The 23135-nt window shown below is 70.0% G+C and carries 18 protein-coding genes; 14 read left to right on the top strand and 4 right to left on the bottom strand.

The genetic code is table 11. The features are described from left to right. Window positions 1-16 precede the first annotated feature (16 nt). On the top strand, window positions 17-769 hold the full coding sequence (locus AC1DNF_RS02960) for an anti-sigma factor (RefSeq protein WP_478147051.1): 753 nt from the start codon (window positions 17-19) through the stop codon (window positions 767-769). 96 nt (window positions 770-865) lie between these two features. Further along, a complete protein-coding gene (locus tag AC1DNF_RS02955; protein ID WP_478147050.1) occupies window positions 866-1612 on the top strand; it encodes an SGNH/GDSL hydrolase family protein in 747 nt (248 codons plus the stop codon). A gap of 16 nt (window positions 1613-1628) precedes the next feature. Here AC1DNF_RS02955 and opgC read toward each other — a convergent pair whose 3' ends face one another. Beyond that, window positions 1629-2741, bottom strand: coding sequence for an OpgC domain-containing protein (opgC, locus tag AC1DNF_RS02950; protein ID WP_478147049.1), 1113 nt, complete (start codon window positions 2739-2741; stop codon window positions 1629-1631). A 124-nt stretch (window positions 2742-2865) separates the two neighbouring features. Between opgC and AC1DNF_RS02945 the strand changes: the two genes are divergently transcribed. The 4 genes from AC1DNF_RS02945 (at window position 2866) to AC1DNF_RS02930 (ending at window position 10753) form a co-directional block, all read left to right on the top strand. Continuing rightward, window positions 2866-8880, top strand: a complete 6015-nt coding sequence (locus tag AC1DNF_RS02945; RefSeq protein ID WP_478147048.1) for an alpha-2-macroglobulin family protein — start codon at window positions 2866-2868, stop codon at window positions 8878-8880. 4 nt (window positions 8881-8884) lie between these two features. Then, window positions 8885-9724 carry a hypothetical protein gene (locus tag AC1DNF_RS02940; protein ID WP_478147047.1) on the top strand — a complete coding sequence of 280 codons (840 nt, stop codon included), beginning with the start codon at window positions 8885-8887 and terminating at the stop codon, window positions 9722-9724. A 22-nt stretch (window positions 9725-9746) separates the two neighbouring features. Further along, entirely contained in the window at window positions 9747-10265 is a 519-nt protein-coding gene (locus AC1DNF_RS02935; protein ID WP_478147046.1) for a DUF3592 domain-containing protein, read from the top strand. Between the two features lie 83 nt (window positions 10266-10348). Next, entirely contained in the window at window positions 10349-10753 is a 405-nt protein-coding gene (locus tag AC1DNF_RS02930) for a PaaI family thioesterase (protein ID WP_478147045.1), read from the top strand. A 14-nt stretch (window positions 10754-10767) separates the two neighbouring features. On the opposite strand, the gene AC1DNF_RS02925 is transcribed toward AC1DNF_RS02930, so the two are convergent. The 3 genes from AC1DNF_RS02925 to AC1DNF_RS02915 form a co-directional block, all read right to left on the bottom strand. Beyond that, entirely contained in the window at window positions 10768-10995 is a 228-nt protein-coding gene (locus tag AC1DNF_RS02925; RefSeq protein ID WP_478147044.1) for a hypothetical protein, read from the bottom strand. Window positions 10996-11094: 99 nt separating this feature from the next. Then, window positions 11095-12009, bottom strand: a complete 915-nt coding sequence (locus AC1DNF_RS02920) for a polysaccharide deacetylase family protein (protein ID WP_478147043.1) — start codon at window positions 12007-12009, stop codon at window positions 11095-11097. Window positions 12010-12045: 36 nt separating this feature from the next. After that, complete coding sequence (locus tag AC1DNF_RS02915; protein WP_478147042.1) at window positions 12046-12642, bottom strand: nucleoside 2-deoxyribosyltransferase; 597 nt, start codon at window positions 12640-12642, stop codon at window positions 12046-12048. A gap of 87 nt (window positions 12643-12729) precedes the next feature. Between AC1DNF_RS02915 and AC1DNF_RS02910 the strand changes: the two genes are divergently transcribed. The 8 genes from AC1DNF_RS02910 (at window position 12730) to AC1DNF_RS02875 (ending at window position 22896) form a co-directional block, all read left to right on the top strand. Further along, complete coding sequence (locus AC1DNF_RS02910; protein WP_478147041.1) at window positions 12730-13464, top strand: GNAT family N-acetyltransferase; 735 nt, start codon at window positions 12730-12732, stop codon at window positions 13462-13464. Between the two features lie 150 nt (window positions 13465-13614). After that, on the top strand, window positions 13615-13854 hold the full coding sequence (locus tag AC1DNF_RS02905) for a hypothetical protein (protein ID WP_478147040.1): 240 nt from the start codon (window positions 13615-13617) through the stop codon (window positions 13852-13854). A 137-nt stretch (window positions 13855-13991) separates the two neighbouring features. After that, window positions 13992-15503, top strand: a complete 1512-nt coding sequence (locus tag AC1DNF_RS02900) for an efflux transporter outer membrane subunit (protein ID WP_478147039.1) — start codon at window positions 13992-13994, stop codon at window positions 15501-15503. A gap of 16 nt (window positions 15504-15519) precedes the next feature. After that, entirely contained in the window at window positions 15520-16701 is a 1182-nt protein-coding gene (locus AC1DNF_RS02895) for an efflux RND transporter periplasmic adaptor subunit (RefSeq protein WP_478147038.1), read from the top strand. Further along, window positions 16698-19862, top strand: coding sequence for an efflux RND transporter permease subunit (locus AC1DNF_RS02890; RefSeq protein ID WP_478147037.1), 3165 nt, complete (start codon window positions 16698-16700; stop codon window positions 19860-19862). The genes AC1DNF_RS02895 and AC1DNF_RS02890 overlap by 4 nt, the downstream gene beginning before the upstream one ends. Further along, on the top strand, window positions 19859-20545 hold the full coding sequence (locus AC1DNF_RS02885) for a heavy metal response regulator transcription factor (RefSeq protein ID WP_478147036.1): 687 nt from the start codon (window positions 19859-19861) through the stop codon (window positions 20543-20545). Before AC1DNF_RS02890 ends, AC1DNF_RS02885 begins: the two co-directional genes overlap by 4 nt. Beyond that, entirely contained in the window at window positions 20542-21906 is a 1365-nt protein-coding gene (locus tag AC1DNF_RS02880; RefSeq protein WP_478147035.1) for a heavy metal sensor histidine kinase, read from the top strand. Before AC1DNF_RS02885 ends, AC1DNF_RS02880 begins: the two co-directional genes overlap by 4 nt. An 84-nt stretch (window positions 21907-21990) precedes the next feature. Then, window positions 21991-22896: a ketopantoate reductase family protein gene (locus AC1DNF_RS02875; protein WP_478147034.1), complete on the top strand. Its 906-nt coding sequence runs from the start codon at window positions 21991-21993 to the stop codon at window positions 22894-22896. The last annotated feature ends 239 nt before the right edge of the window (window positions 22897-23135 follow it).

Genomic DNA, 23135 nt, shown 5'->3' with positions numbered 1-23135 from the left:
TTCGCATGAAGGCCGCATGAACCTGTCCGCCAACCCCCAACTGCTCGAACTGCTGGCCGCCAGCCATGCCCTGGGCACCCTGCGCGGCGGTGCGCGCCGGCGCTTCGAGGCGATGGCGCGCGAGCAGGCGCCGGTGCGGGCCGCGGCGCTGGTCTGGCAGAGCCGGCTCGCCAGCATGGCCGAGTTGCAGCCTTCGGTGGTGCCGGACCCCGCCGTGTGGACCCGCATCCGCAACCTCATCGACGCGGAGCAGGAGCAGCAGGCCATCGCACGCCAGCGCCAGGCGCCCCCCTCGGCACCGCCGGGCTCGGGCGGCTGGCTGCGCAGCCTCGCGCTCTGGCGCGGCGCCGCGGCGGCGGGCGCCCTGGCCACCGCGGCGGCCGTGGTGGTCGGCGTGAACCTCGGCGCGCAGTTGCGCAACGCCCCGGTGGTCCGGTACGTCGCCGTTCTGTCCGACGATCGCGCCGCCGCATCCATGCTCGTGACCTTCGACCCCAGGAACCGCCAGCTTGTGCTGCAGCGCGTGGGCAACTACCGCGAGGGCCAGGACAAGTCGCTTCAGCTCTGGGCCTTGCCGCCCGGCGGCGCGCCGCGATCGCTCGGCGTGCTGAGCGATGCGCCGGCCCTCAAGCTGGCCGCGTCGGAAGCGGACGTGCGCGCCGTGCCGACCCTGGCCGTCAGCCTCGAACCCAAGGGCGGCGTGCCCAGCGAGCGCGGGCCGACCGGACCGGTGCTCTTCAAGGGCCCGCTGATCGAGAAGACGCTCTGAGCCTTTTTTCAGCGAGCCGTTACCATTTGGCGTGGAAGTTGTCGGGAACACGACAACGCAACGAGGTCGAAAGACGTTCTGATCTTCATGGTGTCGATGAAAGCTGCTGCCCGCCTTGCCCTTCTTACGCTCACGCTGCTGACCGCCCTGGGGGCGCAAGCGCAATCCCGGCAAGACGGCTTCGAAGTCGCAGCCGCCCCCTCCTCCCCCGCCTACCTTGCCGCCCAGGCCCGCTGGAAGAGCGACCTGGCCGCCTTCGACAACGCCGACAGGCAGCATCTGCCCGGCGACGACGGCGTGCTCTTCGTCGGCAGTTCCACCATCCGGATGTGGACCCGCGTGGCGCAGGACTTCAACCAGCTGCCGGTGGTCATCAACCGCGGCTTCGGCGGCTCCACCATGGACGACTGCAGCCTGTTCGCGCGCGAGCTGGTGGTGCGCTACAGGCCCCGGCAGGTGCTGGTGTACGCCGGCGACAACGACCTGGCCGAAGGCCGCACGCCGCTGCAGGTGCTGGAGAGCTTCGCGCGCTTCGCCAACACCGTGCGCGCCGAACTGCCGAACGTGCGCATCAGCTACATCTCGGTCAAGCCCAGCCCCTCGCGCGAGAACCTCCTGCCGCAGATCCGCGAGACCAACAACATCATCGCGGCCTATCTCCGGCGCCTTCCCGACAGCGAATACATCGACGTCTTCACGCCCATGATGGGCGCCGACGGCCGGCCGCGCGCCGAACTCTTCCGCGCCGACCAGCTGCACATGAATGACGAAGGCTACCGGCTCTGGCAATCGATCATCGCGTCGCACCTGCCGGCGCCGGCGGTCCAGGCCGACGCGCGCTGAGCGGATCGAGAGCCGGTCAGGCCCGGCGCCGCGCTTCCAGCCACCGCGTGCCGCGCGCCACCGCGTAGAGGCCCGTGAACACAATCCCCAGCAGCAGCGCGTCGCCCCACCACGGCCGCGCCGTCTGGCTGTCGCCATAGAACGCCAGCACCAGCAGCACCGCCACCAGTTGCGCGCAAAAGACCGGCAGCGAAGCCCTGCCCATCGCCTCCAGCCCATGCAGCCGCGGTATGCGCCGCATCAACGCGGGGCCGAAGCGCACGGCCAGGATACCGAGCGCCACCAGGTTGACGAGGCGCAGCGGCCCGAGCTGCCACTTGTCGAACAGCAGATTGAGCTGCTCGTCGCCGCCGAAGGGCGCCTGCCCGTTGACGCCATGGTGGCGCCAGTAGAAGCCATAGAGCGCGGTGGCCCCGGCCAATGCCAGCAGCCATTTGGGAAAGCGCAAGGGCTGGGCGTCCGGCGCGTTGCGGCTCGCGCCCAGCCAAAGGCCCGCGAACCACAGGAACTGCCACGCGAAGGCATTGAACGCCCCCATCTCGCGGAACGGCACCGGCAGGTGCAGGTAGCGCACGGCCAGCTCGTAGAGCCATTCGCTCAGGCCGAACTGCGCCAATGCCCACAGCGTTGCGCTCGCCGCCATCACCACGCTCCAGCCATGGCGCATCGCGAAGGCCAGCACCCACGGGCTCATCAGCATGAAGAAGATGTACATCGGCAGGATGTCGAGCAGTGCCGGCTCGTACACCAGCAGCAGCGAGAAGATAAAGCCTTCGCGCGGACTCGACAGGTAGTAGGACAGGAGGTTCTTCACCGCCGGCTGGTCGATGTGCAAGCCCACCGCCGAGATGATGGTGAAGAGGAAGAGCAGCGTCGCGGCCTGGCTCATGTAGACCTTGAGCGCGCGGCGCCAGAATGCCCGGCGCATCGCATCGACGCCCTGGCCATGGCTGGTGCGGCTGTTGACCAGCCCGGCGACGAAAGCCGAGAGCAGGACGAAGCCTTCGGCCGCCGACACGAAGCCGAACGGCTGCCCCAACGGGTCGGTCAGGCGGGTGGGAAGGTGGGTGACGGTCATCAGCACGAGCATGAGCCCGCGCAAGGCGTCGATTTCCCAGTAGCGTTTCATCGGTCGGCGTGGTCTGTGGAGCGAGCGGTCAGCGCGAAGCACGCACGACGGGCCGCGAATTGTACGAAGCGCTCCCGCCGCTGACGGATGGAGGGCCAAAACTGGGCTACGCTCCACGCGCCGGATGGAGGAACACCGCTTGAGCCGATCGATACCCACAGCCTTGCTGGCCGCCAGCGCCGTCTTTCTCTCTGCGCAAGCCCACGCGCTGCAGATCACGAGCCTCACGCCCCAGGGCGAAGTCGCGCGCATCCGCCAGGTCGTCGCCAGATTCGACCAGGCCGCCGTCAACTTTGGCGATCCCAAGGCGCCCGCGCCGCTGGTCGTGAGCTGCGCCGGCGCGCAGGCCGGCAAGGGCACGGGCCGCTGGACCGGCGACAAGCAATGGGTCTTCGATTTCGAGAACGACCTGCCGCCCGGCGTGCGTTGCACGGTCACCCGTGTCGCGGCCTTCAGGTCGGCCACGGGTTCGGAACTGACGGGGCCCGAGCGCTACCAGTTCAACAGCGGCGGCCCCTTCATCCGCAACTGGCAGCCAGGCTACGGGAAGATCGACGAGCAGCAGATCTTCATGCTGGAACTCAACGGCCCGGCCACGCTGGAGAGCGTGCGGGAGAACGTCTGGTGCGCGGCCGACGGCATCGGCGAGCGCATTCCGGTGCGGCTGGTCGACGGCAAGCAGCGCGCCGACCTGCTCGAGGCCCTCGGTCGCGACAAGGAGGCCGAGAAGGCGCCGCTTCGCTTCGTCACCCTGCAATGCAATCGCACGCTGCCGCCCGCGGGGCGCGTGCAGCTGGTCTACGGCAAGGGCGTCGCCACGCCTTCCGGCGTGGTGAACAACGTCGAGCGGCGCCTCAAGTTCGAGGTGCGCGAGCCCTTTGCCGTGTCCTTCAGCTGCGAGCGCGAGAACGCGCGCGCCGGCTGCCTGCCGCTCAAGCCGATGGTGCTGCAGTTCAATGCGCCGGTGGCGCGCAAGCTGGCCGGGCAGATCACGCTGAAGGGCGGCGGCAAGACCTTCAAGCCGAAGTTCGAAGACGAGAACGAGGCGAAGGACGATGATGCCGTCGTCGAGTCCGTGAGCTTTCCGCCGCCCTTCGCCGAGGACAGCCCCTTCACGATCGAGCTGCCGCCCGCTTTTGTCGATGCCTCGGCGCGCGCCCTGGCCGCGCCCGGCAGCTATCCGCTCAAGGTCGCGACCGGTGCGATGCCGCCGCTGGCCAAGTTCGCCGCCTCGCCCTTCGGCGTGGTCGAGCGACTGGCCGAGCCGGGCGGCGTGGCCTTGATGCCGGTGACGGTGCGGCGCGTCGAGCCCGCGCTGCAGGTGCGGGCGCTCACGCCAGGCAAGGTCAGCGACATGAGCCCCACGACCGACGCCGAGATCATCGCGTGGTTCCGCAAGGTGCGCCGCTACGACAGCAACTACACCCTTCCCCGCGCCGAAGCCGCGCGCGACATGAAGGGCGAGCTGCCCAGGGTGATCGACAAGGACGACCGCGACAACATCCAGACGCGCATGGTCTCGCTGCTCGGCGGCCAGGGCGGCGTGAAGACATTGGACATGCCCAGGGCAGAAGCCGGCGACCCCCGCCCCTTCGAAGTCATCGGCATCCCGCTGACGCCGGGCTTCCACGTGCTGGAGATCGCCTCGCGCAAGCTCGGAGATGCCCTGCTCGACGAGCGCTACGGCGACGGCCGCACGATGTACGTGCGCACGACCGCGCTCGCCACCAATCTCGCCGTGCACTTCAAGCTCGGCCGCGAGAACGCGCTCGCCTGGGTCACCTCGCTCGACAAGGGCAAGGTCGTCGCCAACGCCGCGGTGCGCGTGTCGGATTGCCGCGGCAAGGAAATCGCCACGGGCACGACCGACGCGCGCGGCCTGGTGGAACTCGCCGGCGTCGCGCCCCGAGCGCCGAGCTGCGGCGCCGGCGAGGACGACGACAGCGGCGGCGCCTACTTCGTGAGCGCGCGCGCCAGGGACGACAGCGGCGTCGACGACCTCGCCTTCACCTGGAGCGACTGGCAGCGCGGCATCGAGCCCTGGCGCTTCAACGTGCCGACCAGCCTCGACCCCCAGCCCGACAGCATCGCCCACACCATCTTCGACCGCACGCTGCTGCGCGCCGGCGAGACGGTGTCGATGAAGCACCTGATCCGCACCCAGACCCGCAAGGGCTTCGGCCTGCCCGAGCGCCTGCCCGACACGCTGGTGGTCACGCACGTGGGCAGCGGCCAGCAGTTCACGCAGCCAGTCGCATGGCGCAAGACCGCCACCGGCGGCCTGAGCGCGCAGAACAGCTTCGCGATTCCGCCGGCGGCGAAACTCGGCGTCTACGAGGTCGACCTGCGCAGCGGAAAGGACGCCGGCGACGCCGCCGCCCATGGCGAGGAAGGCGGCCCGCGCAGCTACGGCAGCGGCCAGTTCCGCGTCGAGGAGTTCCGCCTGCCCGTGCTGGAAGGCCGCATCGCGCCCGCCGACAACAAGCCGCTGGTGGGCATCTCCACGCTCGCGACCAGCGTGCAGGTCAACTACGTGGCCGGCGGCGGCGCGGCCAACCTGCCGGTGCGCGTGTCGGCGATGGTGCGCGGCAAGAGCCTTTCCTTCGCCGACTTCGATGCCTTCAGTTTCTCCCCGCCCACCCGGGAGGGCACGGGCGCCGCGGACGCCGACGAGGCGCTCGCGGCATCGCAGGATGCGCGCGTGATCGCCGACAAGCTGCCGCTGACCCTCGACAGGAACGGCGCCGGCAAGCTCGGCATCGACAAGATCCCGGTGGCCAAGGCCAGCCCGCGCGAACTGCTGCTCGAAGCCACCTACGCCGATCCGAACGGCGAGGTCCAGACCCTGCGCAGCATGCAGACGCTGTGGCCGGCCGAGGTGATCGCCGGCGTCAAGACCGAAGGCTGGGTCTCGACCCGCCAGAAGCTCAGGTTCCAGGCCCTCGCGCTCGACCTCGCGGGCAAGCCGAAGGAAGGCGTCACGCTCAACGTGCGCGCCATCGCGCGCATCACCACCAGCAGCCGCAAGCGCATGGTGGGCGGCTTCTACACCTACGACAACAAGACCGAAGTCAAGGAGATCGGCACCGTGTGCAGCGGCAAGAGCGATGCGCGCGGCCTGCTCCTGTGCGAAGCCGAGCTCAAGGAAGCCGGCGAGGTCGAACTGATCGCCAGCGCCACCGACAAGGAAGGCCGCGACAGCCGCGCGGCGAGTTCGGTCTACGTGACCCGGCAGGGCGAGCTCTGGTTCGGCGGCGAGGACAACGACCGCATCGACGTGCTGCCCGAGAAGAAGAGCTGCCAGCCGGGCGAAGTCGCCCGCTTCCAGGTCCGCAGCCCCTTCCGTTTCTCGACCGCGCTGGTGTCGGTCGAGCGCGAAGGCGTGATCGAGACGCACGTCGTGCAGCTCGACGGCCAGGACCCGACGGTGAGCCTGCAGGTCAAGCCCGAGTGGGGGCCCAACGCCTACGTCAGCGTGCTCGCGCTGCGCGGGCGGCTGCGCGAAGTGCCGTGGTACAGCTTCTTCACCTGGGGCTTCAAGGCGCCGCGCGAATGGTGGACCGCCTTCTGGTACGAAGGCAAGGAATACGTCGCGCCGACCGCGCTGGTGGACCTCAGCAAGCCGGCCTACCGGCTCGGCCTGGCCGAGATCCGCGTCGGCACGCAGGCGCACCGCATCGACGTCAAGGTGGCGAGCGACAAGCCCAGCTACCCCGTGCGCGGCAAGGCGCAGATCACCATCTCGGCCCGGCTGCCCGACGGCAAGCCCGCCGCCGGCGCCGAGGTGGCGCTGGCGGCCGTCGACCAGGCGCTGCTGGAGCTGATGCCCAACGACAGCTGGAACCTGCTCGAGGCCATGCTTCAGCGGCGCAGCTGGGGTGTCGCCACCTCCACCGCGCAGATGGAAATCGTCGGCCGCCGGCACTACGGCCGCAAGGCCGTGCCCGCCGGCGGCGGCGGCGGCAAGGCCCAGACGCGCGAACTGCTCGACACCCTGCTGCTGTGGAACCCGGCCGTTGTCCTCGACGCCAACGGCCAGGCCAGCGTGACGGTGCCGCTCAACGACGCGCTGACCACCTTCCGGATCGTCGCCGTGGCCGACGCGGGCAGCGGCCTCTTCGGCACCGGCCAGACCTCCATCCAGGCCACGCAGGACCTGCAGATCATCAGCGGCCTGCCGCCGCTGGTGCGCGAGGACGACCAGTTCCGCGCCCAGATCACGCTGCGCAACACGACGCAGAAGCCCATGAAGGTCGAGGCCACGCCGCGCGCCACGCTGCTCACGCTGGCGCCGCAGACCGTCGACATCCCGGCGGGCGAAGCGCGCGAGCTGGCCTGGGCCGTCACCGCGCCCGCGCAGCTGGCGCAGACGCGCGCGGAAGCCATCCTCTGGGAGATCGAGGCCCGGGACACGCTCGCCGGCGCGCGCGACGCGCTGAAGGTGCGCCAGCGCATCATCCCGGCCGTCCCGCTCACGGTGCAGCAGGGCACGCTGGTCCAGCTCGACGGTCCCTTCACCATCGACGTCGGGCAGCCGGCCGACGCCCTGCCCGGCCGCGGCGGCCTCAAGCTCTCCCTGCAGCCGCGCCTGGCCGAAGGACTGGGCGCCGTGCGCGACTGGTTCGCCGCCTATCCCTACATCTGCCTGGAGCAGAAGACCAGCAAGTCCATCGGCCTGCGCGACGCCAAGGGCTGGCAGACGGTGGTGGCGCAGCTGCCCGGCTACCTCGACAGCGACGGCCTGGCCAGCTACTTCCCGCCGCGCGACGGCGAGGCCGACCGCGGCAGCGACACGCTCACCGCCTACATCCTCGCGGCCACGAACGAGGCGGCCGCGCTCGACCCGGCCTTCGCGCTGCCCGATGCGACGCGCGCGCCGATGGAGCAAGGGCTGATCGCCTTCGTCGAAGGCCGGATCCAGCGCGAGTTCTGGAGCCCGCGCAAGGACCTGGACGTGCGCAAGCTCGCCGCGCTGGAAGCGCTCTCGCGCTACGGCAAGGCCCAGGGCCGCATGACCGGCAGCATCACCATCGCGCCCAACCAGTGGCCGACCAGCGCCGTCATCGACTGGCTCAACATCCTCAAGCGCGTGCCCGACGTGCCGCAGCGCGACCAGCGCATGGACGAGGCCAGCCAGGTGCTGAAGGCGCGCCTGAGCTACCAGGGCACCCGGCTGGTCTTCGGCACCGAGCAGGACGACTACTGGTGGTGGCTGATGGTCAACGGCGACGTCAACACCGCGCGGCTGCTGCTCACGGTCATGGACGACCCGGCCTGGAAGGACGACCTGGGCAGGCTGGTCAACGGCTTCATCGCGCGGCAGCAGAATGGCGCCTGGCACACCACCACCGCCAACCTGTGGGGCGGGCTCGCGCTGGAGAAGTTCTCCAGGCAGTTCGAGAGCGCGCCGGTCGCCGGCATCACCGCCGCGAGCCTGGGCGCCGCCAGGGCGCAGGTCGACTGGAGCAAGGTCGAGCGCATCGGGAGCGGCGATGCGGGCGGCGCGCCAAACCAGGCCAGCGCCTTCGGCGCACCGGCGTCGCCAGGCAACCTGCGCAACAACAGCCTGTTCCTGCCGTGGACGGCGCCACCGCAGTCACAGGCGAAAGCGGCGCGCGACACGCTGCTCGTCACGCACAATGGCACGGGCAAGCCCTGGCTCACGCTACAGTCCATTGCCGCGGTGCAACTCAGGGCGCCCTTCGCCGCGGGCTACGCGATCAGGAAGACCATCACGCCGGTCGAGCAGGCGGTCAAGGGCATCTACACGCGCGGCGACGTGCTGCGCGTCAGCCTGGAGGTGAATGCGAGCGCGGACATGACCTGGGTCGCGATCACCGACCCGATCCCGGGCGGCGCGACGATCCTCGGAGGAGGCCTCGGCCGCGATTCGCAGATCGCGACGCAGGGCGAGAAGAAATCCGGCGGCGGCTGGGCGGCCTTCGAGGAACGCAGCTTCGAGGCCTTCCGCAGCTACTACGAATACCTGCCCAAGGGAGTGGTCAAGATGGAATACACCGTGCGCCTGAACAACGTGGGCGACTTCGCCCTGCCGCCGAGCCGGGTCGAGGCGCTCTATGCGCCGGAGATGTTCGGCGAGGCGCCGAACGAGCGGATGAGAGTGGAAGCGGCGAAATAGACGCATGCCGCCCTTCCTCGCCAGCGTCCGACAGCGGCCGCGATCCCCTGCTGCCCATCGGCTCGGATGCATCCTGCTGAGCGCATCCTTGCTCGCGGCCCTGTGCGGATGCGCGCTGGTGACGCGCGGGACGCAGCAACGCATCCGCGTCGATGCGGTTTCGCGCGAGGGCAAGGCCATGGAGGCCGTCGACTGCCGCCCCGGCAACGGCGGCGGGCCCGCCCCCGATTCGTCGGCGCCGGTCCGAAGCCTCACGGTCATGCGCTCGACCGACGATCTCCTGATCGACTGCGTCTCGCACGGGCAGGTGGTGGCGAGGGCGAAAGTCATCTCGCGGGCCGATCTGGCGGTGGCCAGCCTGATGGCCCCGGGCGGCATGATCAGCGTGACCATCGATCACCTGTCGGGCGCGGCCTACGACTATCCGGACTGGATCACGCTCGTGGCGGGGGAGGAAAGGACCTTCGACCGCAAGGACAGCGCGCAAGGGCCGCTCGCCGGAACCTTCTCGCGACTGCTCGACCCCGTCGCGGTCATCGGCATGCCGGCGGACGGTCCCTCGGTCTACTATCGGGCCAGCGCCGAACTGCCTCCTGCCGCGGCGCGCGGACCCGGCGCCCGGCGGACAGGCCGCGACACCTACAGCGTCGAAAAGCTGGCAGCCGCGATGAACTGCAACGCAAGACCTCGCGCGGTCCTGGTCGAGCAGGGTGGCGGCTTCGAGAGGCACAGAGTGCCGTGCAGCAGCGGCCCCGATCTGTTCATCCGCTGCGAATTCGGGCGCTGCCGGGCGCAGCCGGCAGGCGCGCAGGGCGATCGCATCAACAATGCGAACTTCCGTTGACCGCAACCTTCGATCGTCCCGAATGCCGATGACATCCGCAGACCCCGCCCCGCCGCCCGTTCGCCGCTACGACATCGCGGTGGGCGGCCTGGCGATCCTGCTGGCCGCCGCCTATTTCACCTTCGCGGCGCTCGGGGCCTACATGAACCAGTGGAAGGCCTACGCTTCCTTCACCCCCGTCCGGGCGACGATCGTCGAAGCATCGCTCGGCGCCAGCGGCGGCACCGGGTCCTCCCAGGGGGAATCCTTCTCCCCTCACATCGTCTACCGCTATACCGTGGACGGCAAGGCCTACGAGAGCGACCGCTACTTCTATGCCGGCGACGGATGGCGCGACGCGGCGCAAGCGCAGGCCGTCACAGCCCGCTTTCCGGTGGGAAGCCACGTCGAGGCCTACGTCGACGAGAGCGATCCGTCCCAGGCGGTGCTGGACCGGAGCAAGCCGGCGCTGGGCATCCTGCTGTTCCTGCTGCCTTTCACCGCGGTGGGTGTCGGCGCGCTGGCATATGGCTGGCGCGGCGGATGGATGCGCAGCCCATGAGCTGCCTCCCGCCGGGACGAAACGTACAACAATGTCCGCGTGCCGCGGGTTGATTCCGTCCCGCGCGTTCCAAGGAGACATCCATGCTGTCAGTCGAAGCCGTCCAGGAGATCCTGGACCCGCTCTTGCCAGGGCTTCTGGGCGTGCGCATCCTCAGCCTCGCGCCGGAGCGCGTGGTCGCCGAACTCACCGTGCGACCCGAGCTCTGCACCACGGGCGACACCCTGCACGGGGGGGCCACCATGGCATTCGCCGACACGCTCGGCGCGGTGGGCACCGTCATCAACATGCCGCCGGGCAAACGCACCACGACCACGGACTCCAGCACCAAGTTCATCGGCGGCGCGCGCGTGAACACGACCGTCGTGGGCGAGTGCCTCGCCCTTCACCGCGGGCGCACGACCATGGTCTGGCAGACCACCATCCGCACGGCGGAAGGCAAGCTGTGCGCCGTCGTCACGCAGACGCAGCTGGTGCTGGAGGCCTGAGCCCTCGGCGCGCCTCAATTGCGATCGGGATTGTTCGGCTGCCTGTCGTAGCGGTTGGGCACGCCGTCGCGGTCGCGATCACGCATGCGTTCGCGGTCACGGTCACGCTCATAGCTGGGCCTGGCGTCGCGGTCGTAGCTGGCCCGCGGCGGCCCGCGGCCGTCGTCATAGGGCACGCCGATGCAGCCGGCGAGGGTGGACACGGCCGCGAACGCGACGAGCAGGGCTGCGAGTTTCTTCATCCGGGTCTCCTTGATGTTCGATGAAGAAAAGCTTGCGCCCGCGCCGCGCCATGGCAAACGGCGCGCGGGCCTGTCCCCAAGTAGGCGCATGCCGCGTCCTCAGGCCCCCACGGCCGGAGCCAGCGACTCCATGTGGGCGCAGATCCCGCCGGGCGTGGCGAACCAGACTTCCCCGCGATCGCGCATCCGGGCGAGATGCGCGAGCGCCCTGCGCAGGTGCCGCAGCCGGTAGGGCTGGCCGACGATGTATGGATGCAGGGCGACGCCCATCACCAGCGCCTGCGCGCGCGACTGCGCGAGCATCTCGTCGGCGTTGTCGATGATCATGTCCGCAAAATCCTTCGCGTCCAGCTGGCGCGCGATGATCATCGGGATGTCGTTCAATTCCTGCGGATAGGGCACCGACCACAGGGCGCGGCCGCTGCGTGTTCGCATGCGGACGGGCTGGTCGTCGTGGCACCAGTTCAGCGTGTACCGGTAGCCGGCTTCGGCCAGCAGGTCGGGCGTCAGCCGGCTCTCGGAGATCCACGGCGAAAGCCAGCCGGTGGGCGTCACGCCGCTTTCCTGCAGGATGCGCGCGCGGCAGTCGGCGAGCAGGCTTGCCTCGGTCGGCTCGTCCATCTCGGACTGGCGCTCGGAATTCGTGTGACCGTGGCCGACGATCTCATCGCCCCGCTCGACGGAGGCCGCCACCAGTTCGGGGCAATGGTCGTAGATCGAGGAATTGAGCAGCGTGGCGGACGGCAACCCGAGGCTGTCGAACAACTCGAAGCAGCGCCATGCGCCGACGCGGTTGCCGTACTCGCGCCACGAATGATTCAGGACGTCCGGGTGCGAGGTCACCGGGCTGATGCCCGCGCCCAGGCCTTCGCCGAACGCGAAGTGCTCCAGATTGAAGCCCAGATACACCGCGAGGCGCGCACCGTTGGGCCAGGCATGGTCTTGCCTGCGCGTGATGGGCTGGTAGTCGAAACGGTCGTGAACGGGCAGGCGGCCGCGGTAGCGAGTGATCATGGTGGGCAGCCCGCGCAAGACACATGCCATGGCGGCTCAGGCCGGCGGCCGGCCGCGGCCCGCGCGAAGAATCTCCGCGAGGCGAGCCAGTGCCGCCTGCGCGGAAGGCGCGATCTCGGCCGAGCGCGACAGCATCAGGTTGAGCCGCTGGCCCAGCCCTTCCACCATGGCCCCGCTGCCGATCTCGCGCAGCACGCCGGCACCGTCCGCCTCGCAGGGAATGGCGGAAGAGACGCGCTGCGCATAGCTGGCCTCCGGCACGCCGTAGGCGACGACCGGCTTGCCCAGCGCGATCGCGAAACCGACCTCGAACACGGTGCCCGAGTCCGGCTCGTGGCCCCGGAAGCTCATGAGATTGGCGACGACGCCGTCGGCGCTGCGGATCAAGGCGATGTTGCCTTCGTAGATGCGCCGCGCCAGCTCGTCATCGCCGCCGCTGAAGCCGGCGGCGAGGCCGCCATCCGAGGGCGGCACGCCGACGAGGCCCAGGCCGTCGCAATGGGCCTTGAGCCGCGCGAAGATGGCCTCGCTCCCGCGGAAGAACACGTCGGGTCCGGCCAGGTAGACGCGAGGCAGCGGGCCGTGGGCCGACCCGGGCGGCGCGTGGGGATCAATGGGCGGGTCGGTCTGCATGTCTCTGGGGAGGCTCTCGACCGCCGATGCTACACGGCGCCCCTCGCGCGTCGGAGAATGGCGCTCCCGCTCGCTAGACTGCGCCTCATGTCAACCCCATCATCCGACGATTCCATGGCCTCGGCTTCGCGCGGCGCGCCGCACCCGCTGGACAACGTCATCTGGAGCGCGCTGGCAGGTCGCCACCAGGCGGCATTGGCGCTCGGCGGCGACCGCGCGCGACGCTTTCCGGCGGCCTTCGCTCCCTTCGCGGCCACGGTCGACGCTTCGGAGCAGAGCTTCCACGCGCTGGCGCGGCTGCTGGCCCCCGGCGAGCAAGCCGCGTTGTTCACGGTCGACGCGGCGACGCCCACCGCGGAATTCGAAGTCGTCCTGAGAAGGGATGCGGTGCAGATGGTTCAGCCGGCCTCGCTCGCAGCGGCCGAGAATCCCCGTCTGTCGCCGCTCGGCCCGGACGATGTTCCGGACATGCTGGCGCTGGTCGAGAAGACCGCGCCGGGACCGTTCAGCAGCCGCACGGCGGAGCTCGGCCCCTTTCTCGGCGTGCGGGTGGAAGGCCGCCTCGTCGCCATGGCCGGCGAGCGGATGCATCCCGAGGGCTATGCCGAGGTCAGCGGGGTCTGCACGCATCCGGACTTTCGCGGACAAGGCCTGGCGCGCGACCTGGTGACGGCCGTCTCGAACAACATCCGCGCGCGCGGCGAGATCCCCTTCCTGCATGCCTTCGCCGACAACCACTCCGCCATCGCGCTCTACAGGACACTGGCCTTCGAGCTGCGAACGGCCATGCGGCTGACTGTGCTGCGCGGCGCGCGCGCGTGATCTTCTTTGCGCGGAAGACGTCACCCGCGTCCCGGGCGAAGAATATGTTGAAGAAGGTGTCATCCAGGCTGCGAGAGCGAGCGTTGAGAGGCTGACCAGGACCGACCCGGCCCTGGGACTCTTCTCTCAACCCTGCTGCCTCTACCCGATATGAAACGCACCCTCCTCGCCCTCGTCGCCGCAAGCTTTGCATTCGCTGCCGGCTCGTCCTTCGCTCAAACGCAAGCCCCCGTCGAGGCCGCCAAGCCCGTGGAGCCCGCGATGCCGATGGTGGCCAAGGCCAAGGCCCACAAGCACAGCGTGAAGCACGCGACCCACAAGGTGGCGCACAAGGCCGGCAAGGCGCACCACGTTGCGGCCAAGAAGGCCGCGAAGTCGCCGGCAGCCTGAGCCCCGCCTGACTCGACCCAGCCCCCATCCGGGGGCTTTTTTTATGCGCCGCGGGTTGGGGCGCGGCGCATGGCGGCTGACAGCACTGTCATCCTCCCGACAGGCTGGCGTCCCGGCACGCGGCCTAGAGTGGACGCATGCATCGAATGCACCGTCCCGCCGTTCTGCCAAGAATCCTGGGGCTGGCCCTGGCCGCCTCGCTCGCCGCCTGCGCGGTCGGCCCTGACTACCAACGCCCCACGCCGCCCGAAGGCGCCGCGGACGCGGCCTTCAAGGAAGGCGGCAACTGGAAGACGGCCGCCCCCGCCAACGCGGATGCCTCTCAACCCTGGTGGAGCGCATTCGGCGATGCGCGGCTGGATGCGCTCGTCGAGGAAGCCAACCGCGCCAATCCGGATGTCCGGGTCGCCGAAGCCCAATACCGCGAGGCGCAGGCGCTGCTGCAGAACGCGCAGTCGGCCTGGTCTCCCACCGTGGGCGCGGATGCCTCGGTCCAGCGCGGCCGCAGCCGCAACGCCGGCGGCTCGACCACGCTCGGCAACTCGCACGCCTGGTCGCTGGACGCGAGCTGGGAACCCGACCTGTGGGGCCGCGTGCGCCGCGCGGTCGAAGGCGCCGGCGACAGCGCGCAGGCCAGCCAGGCCGACCTGGCCGCCGCGCGCCTGGCGGTCCAGGCCGCCGTCGTCAACGACTACATCCAGCTGCGCGTGGCGGATGCCCAGCAGAAGCTCTACGAACGCACGCTCCAGGCCTATGCCAAGTCGCTGCGGATCACGCAGAGCCAATACCGCGCCGGCATCGTCACGCGCGGCGACGTCGAACTCGCCAACACCACGCTGCAGGCGGCGCAGGCGCAGGCGATCGATACCGAGCTGACGCGCCGCCAGCTCGAACATGCGATCGCGGTGCTGCTCGGCAAGACGCCCTCCCGGTTCTCTCTGCCGCCGGATGCGCTGGCGCTCAAGCTGCCGCAGGTGCCCGTCGGATTGCCGTCGGAACTGCTCGAACGCCGGCCCGACATCGCCGCCGCCGAGCGGCGCGCCGCCGCCGCCAATGCCGGCATCGGCTTCGCGCAGGCGGCCTACTACCCGACGCTCTCCCTCACGGGCAGCGGCGGATTCAGCGGCGCCGGCCTCGGCAGCTGGCTGGCCGCGCCGGACAAGGTGTGGGCACTCGGCGCCGCGCTGGCCGGCACCCTGTTCGACGGCGGGGCGCGCAGCGCGCAGGTGGCGCAGGCCCGCGCGGCCTTCGACGCGGCGGCCGCCCAGTACCGCAAGACGGTGCTCGCGGGCTTCCAGGAAGTCGAGGACAACCTCGCCGCGCTCGAACTCCTGGACCGCGAGCGCGGCGCGCAGGACCTGGCCGTCGCCTCGGCGCGCCAGGCCGAGCGCGTCTCGCTCAGCCAGTACCGCGCGGGCACGACCACCTACCTGAGCGTGGTCACCGCCCAGGCGCTCGCATTGACCAATGAACGCACGGCCCTCTCGCTGCAGGGCCGGCAGTTCGCCGCCGGCGTGGCTCTCGTCAAGGCGGTGGGCGGCGGCTGGAAGGCCGACTCGCCGCAGGCCGGCGCAGGTGCCAGTCCCCAGGCATCCCTGGCATCCCCGGCATCCCCGGCATCCGAAGAGACGGCCTCGGCCGCGAAATGAAGCGAAGTTGAAGAACATGGCGTCCCCCGCATCCCCTCCTCGCCGGCGCTCGCGCGGGCCCATCGCCGTCGTCGTGCTGGTCGCGGCGGTGCTCATCGGCCTGGCCGCCTGGCATTGGCTCTGGAAGCCGCCCGCTCGCACCGCCGCCGCGCCGCCGGCGGTGCCCGTGAGCACCGCGCGCGTGGCCAGCGAAACCGTGCCGATCGCTCGCACCGGCGTGGGCACGGTCATGACCGTGGCCACGGTCACCGTGCGTTCGCGCATCGACGGCCAGCTCGACCGCGTCGACTTCCGCGAGGGGCAGGACGTCAAGGCCGGCCAGGTGCTGGCGCGCCTCGACCCGCGCACCTTCCAGGCGCAGCTGGAGCAGGCCCTCGCGCAGAAGGCCAAGGACGAATCCCAGCTCGCCAACGCGCGCGCCGACCTCAAGCGCTACGGCGACCTGATCAAGGAAGACGCGACCAGCCAGCAGACGCTGGACACGCAGCGGGCCCTGGTCAACCAGCTGCAGGCCGCGCTCAAGAGCGACGAGGCGCAGATCCACTTCGCGCAGGTCCAGCTCGACTTCACCACCATTGCCGCGCCGATCAGCGGACGCATCGGCGCGCGGCTGGTCGACCCCGGCAACATCGTGCACGCGGCCGACGCCAACGGCCTGCTCGTCATCAACCAGATCGACCCGATCGCGGTGCAGTTCACCCTGCCGGAAAACAGCTTCCAGGCCGTCAACCGCGCCTTGCGCGGCGCGCGCGAGCCCCTGCGGGTGCAGGCCATCGACCGCGACACCCGCGAGGTGCTGGCCACCGGCGAACTGGTGCTGCTCAACAACCAGATCGACACCGCCACCGGCACCATCGCGCTCAAGGCGCATTTCACGAACACCGAGCACAAGCTGTGGCCCGGCCAGTCGGTCGACGCGCGCGTGGTGCTCGGCGAACGCGCCGACGCGCTCACGGTGCCCGCGGCGGTGGTGCAGCGCAGCCAGCAGGGCTTCTTCGCCTACGTGGTCGGGGCGGACGACACGGTGCGCGTGCAGCCGATCGACGTGGCCGACACCACCGACGGCAAGGCCACCATCCTCAAGGGCCTGGCCGCCGGCGAGCGCGTGGTGGTGGACGGCCAGTACCGCCTCACGCCGGGGGCGCGCATTTCCGAGACCGGCAAGACGCCGGCCGCCGTCGCGGGAGCCAAGCCTTGAGCATTTCCACCGGTTTCATCCGACGCCCCATCGGCACCTCCCTGCTGGCGCTGGCGATCCTGCTGATCGGCCTGGCGTCCTGGCCGCTGCTGCCCGTGGCGCCGCTGCCGCAGGTCGACTTCCCGACCATCCAGGTCACGGGCCGGCTGCCGGGCGCGAGTCCGGAGACCATGGCCGCCAGCGTGGCGCAGCCGCTGGAGCGCCAGTTCTCGCTGATCGCCGGCCTGAGCCAGATGACCTCGAACAGCTCGCTCGGCCTGTCCCAGATCACGCTGCAATTCGACCTCGACCGCAACATCGACGCCGCCGCGCTGGACGTGCAGACCGCGATCAACGCGGCCGGCGGGCAGCTGCCCAACAACCTGCCCAGCCCACCGAGCTTCCGCAAGATCAACCCGGCCGATACCTCGGTGCTGATCCTGGGCGTGCAGTCCAAGGTGCTGCCGCTGACCGAGGTCAACGACTATGCCGACAACGTCCTGGCCCAGCAGATCTCGCGCATCGCCGGCGTCGGGCTGGTCAACATCTTCGGCGCCCAGAAGCCGGCGGTGCGCGTGCAGATCGACCCGGCCAAGATCAAGGCCGTCGGCCTGAGCCTGGAGGACGTGCGCGGCGTCATCGCCCAGACCACCGTCAGCGCGCCCACCGGCACGCTCGACGGCGACACCCAGGCGCTCAACGTCTACACTAACGACCAGCTGCTCAAGGCCGCGCCTTGGAACGACATGGTGCTGGCCTGGCGCAACGGCGCGCCGATCCGCGTGCGCGACGTCGGCGTCGCCGTCGACGGGCCGGAGAACGCCAAGATCGCGGCCTGGGCCTTCGCCGGCGCCGCGGTGGCCGAGGGCAACACCCTCGACAACGGCCGCACGATCCTGCTGGCCATCACCAAGCAGCCCGGCGCCAACGTGATCCAGACGGTCGACCGCATCCAGGCCGCGCTGCCGCGCCTGCGCGCCGCCATCCCGCCGAGCGTGACCGTCAACACCCTGATCGACCGCACCCAGACCATCCGCGCCTCGGTGAAGGACGTGGAGTTCACGCTGCTGCTGTCGATCGCGCTGGTGGTGGCGGTGATCTTCGTGTTCCTGCGCAACGTGACCGTGACGCTCATCCCGAGCGTCACCGTGCCGCTCGCGCTGCTGGGCACCGCCGCCGTGATGTACGTGGTGGGCTACAGCCTGGACAACCTCTCGCTCATGGCGCTGACCATCGCGGTCGGCTTCGTGGTGGACGACGCCATCGTGATGCTGGAGAACATCTACCGCCACATCGAGGACGGCATGGCGCCGATGGAAGCGGCGCTCAAGGGCGCCGGCGAAATCAGCTTCACCATCATCTCGATCTCGGTGTCGCTGGTGGCGGTGTTCATCCCGCTGCTGCTCATGGGCGGCATCGTCGGGCGCCTGTTCCGCGAGTTCGCGGTGACGGTGACGCTGACCATCGCCGTCTCGGTGCTGATCTCCCTCACGCTGACGCCGATGCTGTGCGCGAAATTCCTCAAGCCGCACGCCGAGGTCGAGAAGCACGGGCGCGCCTACCTGCTCCTGGAGCGCGGCTTCGACGCCATGCTCAACGGCTACAAGCGCGGCCTGCACGTGGTGCTGCGCCATCCCTTCATCACGCTGATGAGCTTCCTGCTCACGGTGGCGGCCACCGTGGCCCTCTTCATCGTGATCCCCAAGGGCTTCTTCCCGCAGCAGGACACGGGCTTCATCTTCGGCTCGGCCGACTCGGCGCAGGATTCGTCCTCCCAAGTGATGCACGATCGCATGCTCCAGCTGGCCGACATCATCCGCCAGGACCCCGACGTCGCCTCCTTCGGCATGCAGGCCGGCGCCAGCACCTTCAACTCGGGCAACTTCTTCATCGCCCTGAAACCCAAGGACGAGGGCCGAAAGTCCAACGCCGACGAGGTGATCGCCCGCCTGCGGCCGAAGCTGGCGCCGGTGCAGGGCATCACCCTCTTCATGCAGGCCGGGCAGGACGTCAATGTCGGCGGCCGCCTGTCGCGCACGCAGTACCAGTACACGCTCACCGATTCGGACCTGGGCGAACTCAACACCTGGGCGCCGCGCCTGCTCGACACCCTGCGCAAGCTGCCCGGCCTGACGGACGTCACCTCCGACCAGCAGAATGCCGCGCCCACGGCCATGGTCACCATCGACCGCCAGCGCGCGTCGAGCTACGGCATCACGCCCGCGATGGTCGACGCCACCATCTACGACGCCATCGGCCAGCGCCAGGTGGCGCAGTACTTCACCCAGCTCAACAGCTACAACGTGGTGCTGGAGGTCACGCCGCGACTGCAGCGCGACCCGGCCCTGTTCGACCACCTCTACCTGAGCTCGCCGATCAACGGCCAGCAGGTTCCGCTGTCGACCTTCGTCAAGCTCGACACCAGCAAGACCGGCTATCTCGCGATCGCGCACCAGGGCCAGTTCCCGGCCGTGACGCTGTCCTTCAACCTGCGCCCGGGCACCTCGCTGGGCGAGGCCGTGACCGCGATCGACAACGCGCAGGCGCGCATGGGCGTGCCCGCCACGCTCAGCGGCAGCTTCCAGGGCGCGGCGCAGGCCTTCGGCGATTCGCTGCGCACCCAGCCCTACCTGATCGCCGCCGCGCTGATCTCGGTCTACATCGTGCTGGGCCTTCTCTACGAGAGCTACATCCACCCGCTCACCATCCTCTCGACGCTGCCCTCGGCCGGCGTGGGCGCGCTGCTGATCCTCATGGCGGGCGGTTACGATCTGAGCGTGATCGCATTGATCGGCATCATTCTCCTGATCGGCATCGTCAAGAAGAACGGCATCATGATGGTGGACTTCGCCCTGCATGCCGAGCGCGACAGGGGCATGTCGCCGAGCGATGCGATCTTCGAGGCCTGCGTGCTGCGTTTCCGCCCCATCATGATGACCACGATGTGCGCCCTGCTGAGCGGCCTGCCGCTGATGCTGGGCCACGGCGCGGGCTCGGAGCTGCGGCGCCCGCTCGGCTATGCGATGGTCGGCGGCCTGGTGCTCTCGCAGATGCTCACGCTCTTCACCACGCCGATCATCTACCTCTACCTCGACCGCGCGCATCACTGGTACGTCAGGCGCAAGGCCGCGCGCCGGCTGCCGCTGCCGCCGCCGGAAACGCTGGGAGCCGCCGCCGAATGAAAGTGCTGATCGTCGAGGACGAGCGCAAGACGGCCGAGTACCTGTACCAGGGCCTGACCGAGCAGGGCTGCGCCGTGGACCTGGCCTTCGACGGCATCGACGGCCAGCACATGGCGTTGCACTTCGACTTCGACGTCATCGTCCTCGACGTGATGCTGCCCGGGCTGGACGGCTTCTCCATCCTGAAGTCGCTGCGCAGCGTGAAGAACACGCCGGTCATCATGCTGACCGCGCGCGACGGCGTCGAGGACCGGGTGCGCGGCCTGCAGGACGGCGCCGACGACTACCTGGTCAAGCCCTTCTCCTTCCTCGAACTGCTGGCGCGGCTGCAGGCGCTCACGCGCCGCGGGCGCAGCACGGAGTCGACGCTGCTGCGCGTGGGCGACCTGCGCGTCGACCTGATCAGCCGCAAGGCGACGCGCGGCAGCCAGCGCATCGACCTCACGGCCAAGGAGTTCGCGCTGCTGGCGGTGCTGGCGCGGCGCCAGGGCGAGATCCTCTCCAAGACCGTGATCGCCGAGCTGGTCTGGGACATGAACTTCGACAGCAACACCAACGTGGTCGAGGTGGCCATCAAGCGCCTGCGCGCCAAGATCGACGCGCCTTTCGAGCGCAGCCTGCTGCACACCATCCGCGGCATGGGCTATGTGCTGGAGGACCGCGGCGACGAGAGCGGGCCATGAGGAATTCGATCGCGGTCAGGCTGGCGCTGATGTTCGCCGCGGCGGCGATGCTGGTCTTCGCCCTCGTCGGCGGCGCGCTGCACCACGTGCTGGCCAAGGAGCTGGTGCGCCACCAGCAGGAGCAGATCGATGCGCGCCTGGAGGACATGTCGTACATGCTGGAGCACGGCCGGGCCGTGAACCTCGGCGAGCGCATCCGCGAGAAGCTCGACACCCTGGGCTCGGCCGATCCGCGCACCCGCTCCTGGATGTGGAGCGAAGACCCGGCCTTCCGCTACGGCGATGACATGCCCCGGCTCGCGCGGGGCGCGCAGGACGGGGTCGAGCTGCCCATCGGCGCGCCGCCCGGGCGCATGCGCATGCGCGTGCGCGCGCGCACCATCCCGGCCACCGAAACGCGCCCCGAGGTGCGCTTCATGGCGGGCGTCGACGCGGAGCCCTTCAGCAGCACCTTGCGCGCCTTCGAGACGGCCCTCGCGCTCCTGACCCTTGCCGGCACGACGGTGGCCGCCGTCCTGGGCTACTGGATCGCGCGCATCGGCCTCGCGCCGGTGCAGCGCCTGTCGGCCGACGCGCAGCGCATCGGCCCCGACAACCGCGCGCAGCGGCTGCAGCTGCCGGCCTTGCCGCTCGAACTGGCCGACCTGGGCGGGTCGTTCAACGCCGCGCTCGACCGCCTGGAGGCGGCCTACCGGCAGCTGGAAAGCTTCAACGACGACGTCGCGCACGAGTTGCGCACGCCGCTGGCCAACCTGATCGGCCAGACCCAGGTCGCGCTTGCGCGCCAGCGCAACGCGGCCGAGCTGGAGGCGGTCCTGCAGTCGAACCTCGAGGAGCTGGAGCGGCTGCGCGCCGTCGTCGCCGACATGCTGTTCCTCGCCCGCGCCGAGCAGGGCGTGCGGGCCCGCGGACTGGTGGCCTCCTCGATCGCGAGGGAGGTCGGCAAGACGGTGGAGTTCCTGGACCTGCTGCTCGACGAGGCCGGCATGACCGTGCAGGTCGAGGGCGATGCGGTGGCGCCGATCGAGACCTCGCTGTTCCGCCGCGCCCTCACCAACCTCCTGCAGAACGCGATCCAGCATTCGCGCCCGGGCGCCCGGGTGCTGGTGCGCATCGGCCAGCACGAGCGCTGCGCCGAGGTGAGCTTCTCCAATCCCAGCGCGCCGATCGCGCCCGAGCACCTGCCCCGGCTCTTCGATCGCTTCTACCGCGTCGACGCCTCGCGCCGCAACAGCGGCGAGAACCACGGGCTGGGCCTGTCGATCGTCAAGGCCGTGGCCGTGATGCACAACGGAACGGTCTTCGCGCGTTCGGACGACGGGGTGACCACGGTGGGGTTCAGCGTCGCCATCGAAGGCTGAGCCCCTCGTCGGGCGGCGGGCAGCCTCGGGTCGCGTGCGCCGGCCGCACTACCATGCGGGGCTGTTTGTCTTGCGGAGCGCAACATGAGGATCGCGGTGATGGGTGCGGGGGCGGTGGGCTGCTACTACGGGGGCATGCTGGCGCGCGCCGGCCACTCGGTCGTCCTGATCGGCAGGGCGCGGCACATCGAGGCCGTCCGCCGCTTCGGGCTCCGGCTGGACGTGCGCTCGGTCAAGAACCGCGTGCCGCTCGATGCCAGCACCGAGGCCGCCGCCGTCGAGGGCGCGCGGGTGGTGCTCTTCTGCGTCAAGTCCACCGACACGGAACAGGCGGCCCACGCGATGCGTCCGCACCTCGGCCCGGATGCCTTCGTGCTCACGCTGCAGAACGGCGTCGACAACGCCGAGCGGCTGCGCGCGCTGCTGCCGCAGGAGGTCGCCTCGGCGGTGGTCTACGTCGCGAGCGAAATGGCGGGGCCCGGCCACGTCGTGCACCACGGCCGGGGCGAACTGGTCATCGCGCGTTCCGCAAGCAGCGACGAGACGGCCCGCATGTTCGTCGATGCCGGCGTGCCGACCGAGATCGCAGACGACGTGCGGGGCGCCCTGTGGGCGAAGCTGGTCCTGAACTGCGCCTACAACGCCCTGTCGGCCATCCCGCAGCTGCCCTACGGCCGCCTCGCGCAGGCCGAGGGCGTGGCGGACGTGATACAGGACGTGGTGCGCGAATGCCTCGCCGTCGCGAAGGCCAGCGGCGTGGCGATACCCGGCGACATCTGGGAAGCGGTCCATGGCATCGCGCAGACCATGCCCACCCAGCTCTCGTCGACGGCGCAGGACCTGGCGCGCGGCCGGCGCACCGAGATCGACCATCTCAACGGCCACGTGATGCGCGTGGGCGAGGCATTGGGCATTCCCACGCCGGTCAATCGCGTGCTGCACACGCTGGTCAAGCTGATGGAGAGCTCGGCCGGCGGGCCCGCCGCCTAGTCTGAAGTTCCACGCCCCTTCAGACGAGATTCCCTTGTGATTCAAGCACTTGCCTGAATTTGCGGGGCTGRTTTCTGTCTACGGCGTGATGGCCTGCGCGAGCGCGAGGGCGCGCTGATGCAGAGGCTGCGCGGTGGTGACGATGTCGAAGGTCGGCGCATCGGGCGCGCTGTCGGGCGTGCGGCAGGTGTTGCGCACGACGGTGGCGAGCTCCTGCATCGGTGGCGAGCTCCTGCATC

It is taken from the genome of Variovorax sp. 01T432, from assembly GCF_056398605.1.
The sequence above is the reverse complement of the archived record's forward strand: the minus strand, read 5'-3'. Positions and strand labels throughout refer to the sequence as shown.

Bases quoted from the DNA above. Each gene is read 5' to 3' on its own strand.
- AC1DNF_RS02955 (WP_478147050.1), top strand. From the start codon at position 866: ATGAAAGCTGCTGCCCGCCTTGCCCTTCTTACGCTCACGCTGCTGACC.
- AC1DNF_RS02935 (WP_478147046.1), top strand. From the start codon at position 9,747: ATGCCGATGACATCCGCAGACCCCGCCCCGCCGCCCGTTCGCCGCTAC.
- AC1DNF_RS02910 (WP_478147041.1), top strand. From the start codon at position 12,730: ATGTCAACCCCATCATCCGACGATTCCATGGCCTCGGCTTCGCGCGGC.
- AC1DNF_RS02945 (WP_478147048.1), top strand. From the start codon at position 2,866: ATGGAGGAACACCGCTTGAGCCGATCGATACCCACAGCCTTGCTGGCC.
- AC1DNF_RS02925 (WP_478147044.1), bottom strand. From the start codon at position 10,995: ATGAAGAAACTCGCAGCCCTGCTCGTCGCGTTCGCGGCCGTGTCCACC.
- AC1DNF_RS02920 (WP_478147043.1), bottom strand. From the start codon at position 12,009: ATGATCACTCGCTACCGCGGCCGCCTGCCCGTTCACGACCGTTTCGAC.
- AC1DNF_RS02960 (WP_478147051.1), top strand. From the start codon at position 17: ATGAACCTGTCCGCCAACCCCCAACTGCTCGAACTGCTGGCCGCCAGC.
- AC1DNF_RS02905 (WP_478147040.1), top strand. From the start codon at position 13,615: ATGAAACGCACCCTCCTCGCCCTCGTCGCCGCAAGCTTTGCATTCGCT.
- opgC (WP_478147049.1), bottom strand. From the start codon at position 2,741: ATGAAACGCTACTGGGAAATCGACGCCTTGCGCGGGCTCATGCTCGTG.
- AC1DNF_RS02885 (WP_478147036.1), top strand. From the start codon at position 19,859: ATGAAAGTGCTGATCGTCGAGGACGAGCGCAAGACGGCCGAGTACCTG.
- AC1DNF_RS02930 (WP_478147045.1), top strand. From the start codon at position 10,349: ATGCTGTCAGTCGAAGCCGTCCAGGAGATCCTGGACCCGCTCTTGCCA.
- AC1DNF_RS02915 (WP_478147042.1), bottom strand. From the start codon at position 12,642: ATGCAGACCGACCCGCCCATTGATCCCCACGCGCCGCCCGGGTCGGCC.
- AC1DNF_RS02900 (WP_478147039.1), top strand. From the start codon at position 13,992: ATGCATCGAATGCACCGTCCCGCCGTTCTGCCAAGAATCCTGGGGCTG.
- AC1DNF_RS02895 (WP_478147038.1), top strand. From the start codon at position 15,520: ATGGCGTCCCCCGCATCCCCTCCTCGCCGGCGCTCGCGCGGGCCCATC.
- AC1DNF_RS02940 (WP_478147047.1), top strand. From the start codon at position 8,885: ATGCCGCCCTTCCTCGCCAGCGTCCGACAGCGGCCGCGATCCCCTGCT.
- AC1DNF_RS02875 (WP_478147034.1), top strand. From the start codon at position 21,991: ATGAGGATCGCGGTGATGGGTGCGGGGGCGGTGGGCTGCTACTACGGG.
- AC1DNF_RS02880 (WP_478147035.1), top strand. From the start codon at position 20,542: ATGAGGAATTCGATCGCGGTCAGGCTGGCGCTGATGTTCGCCGCGGCG.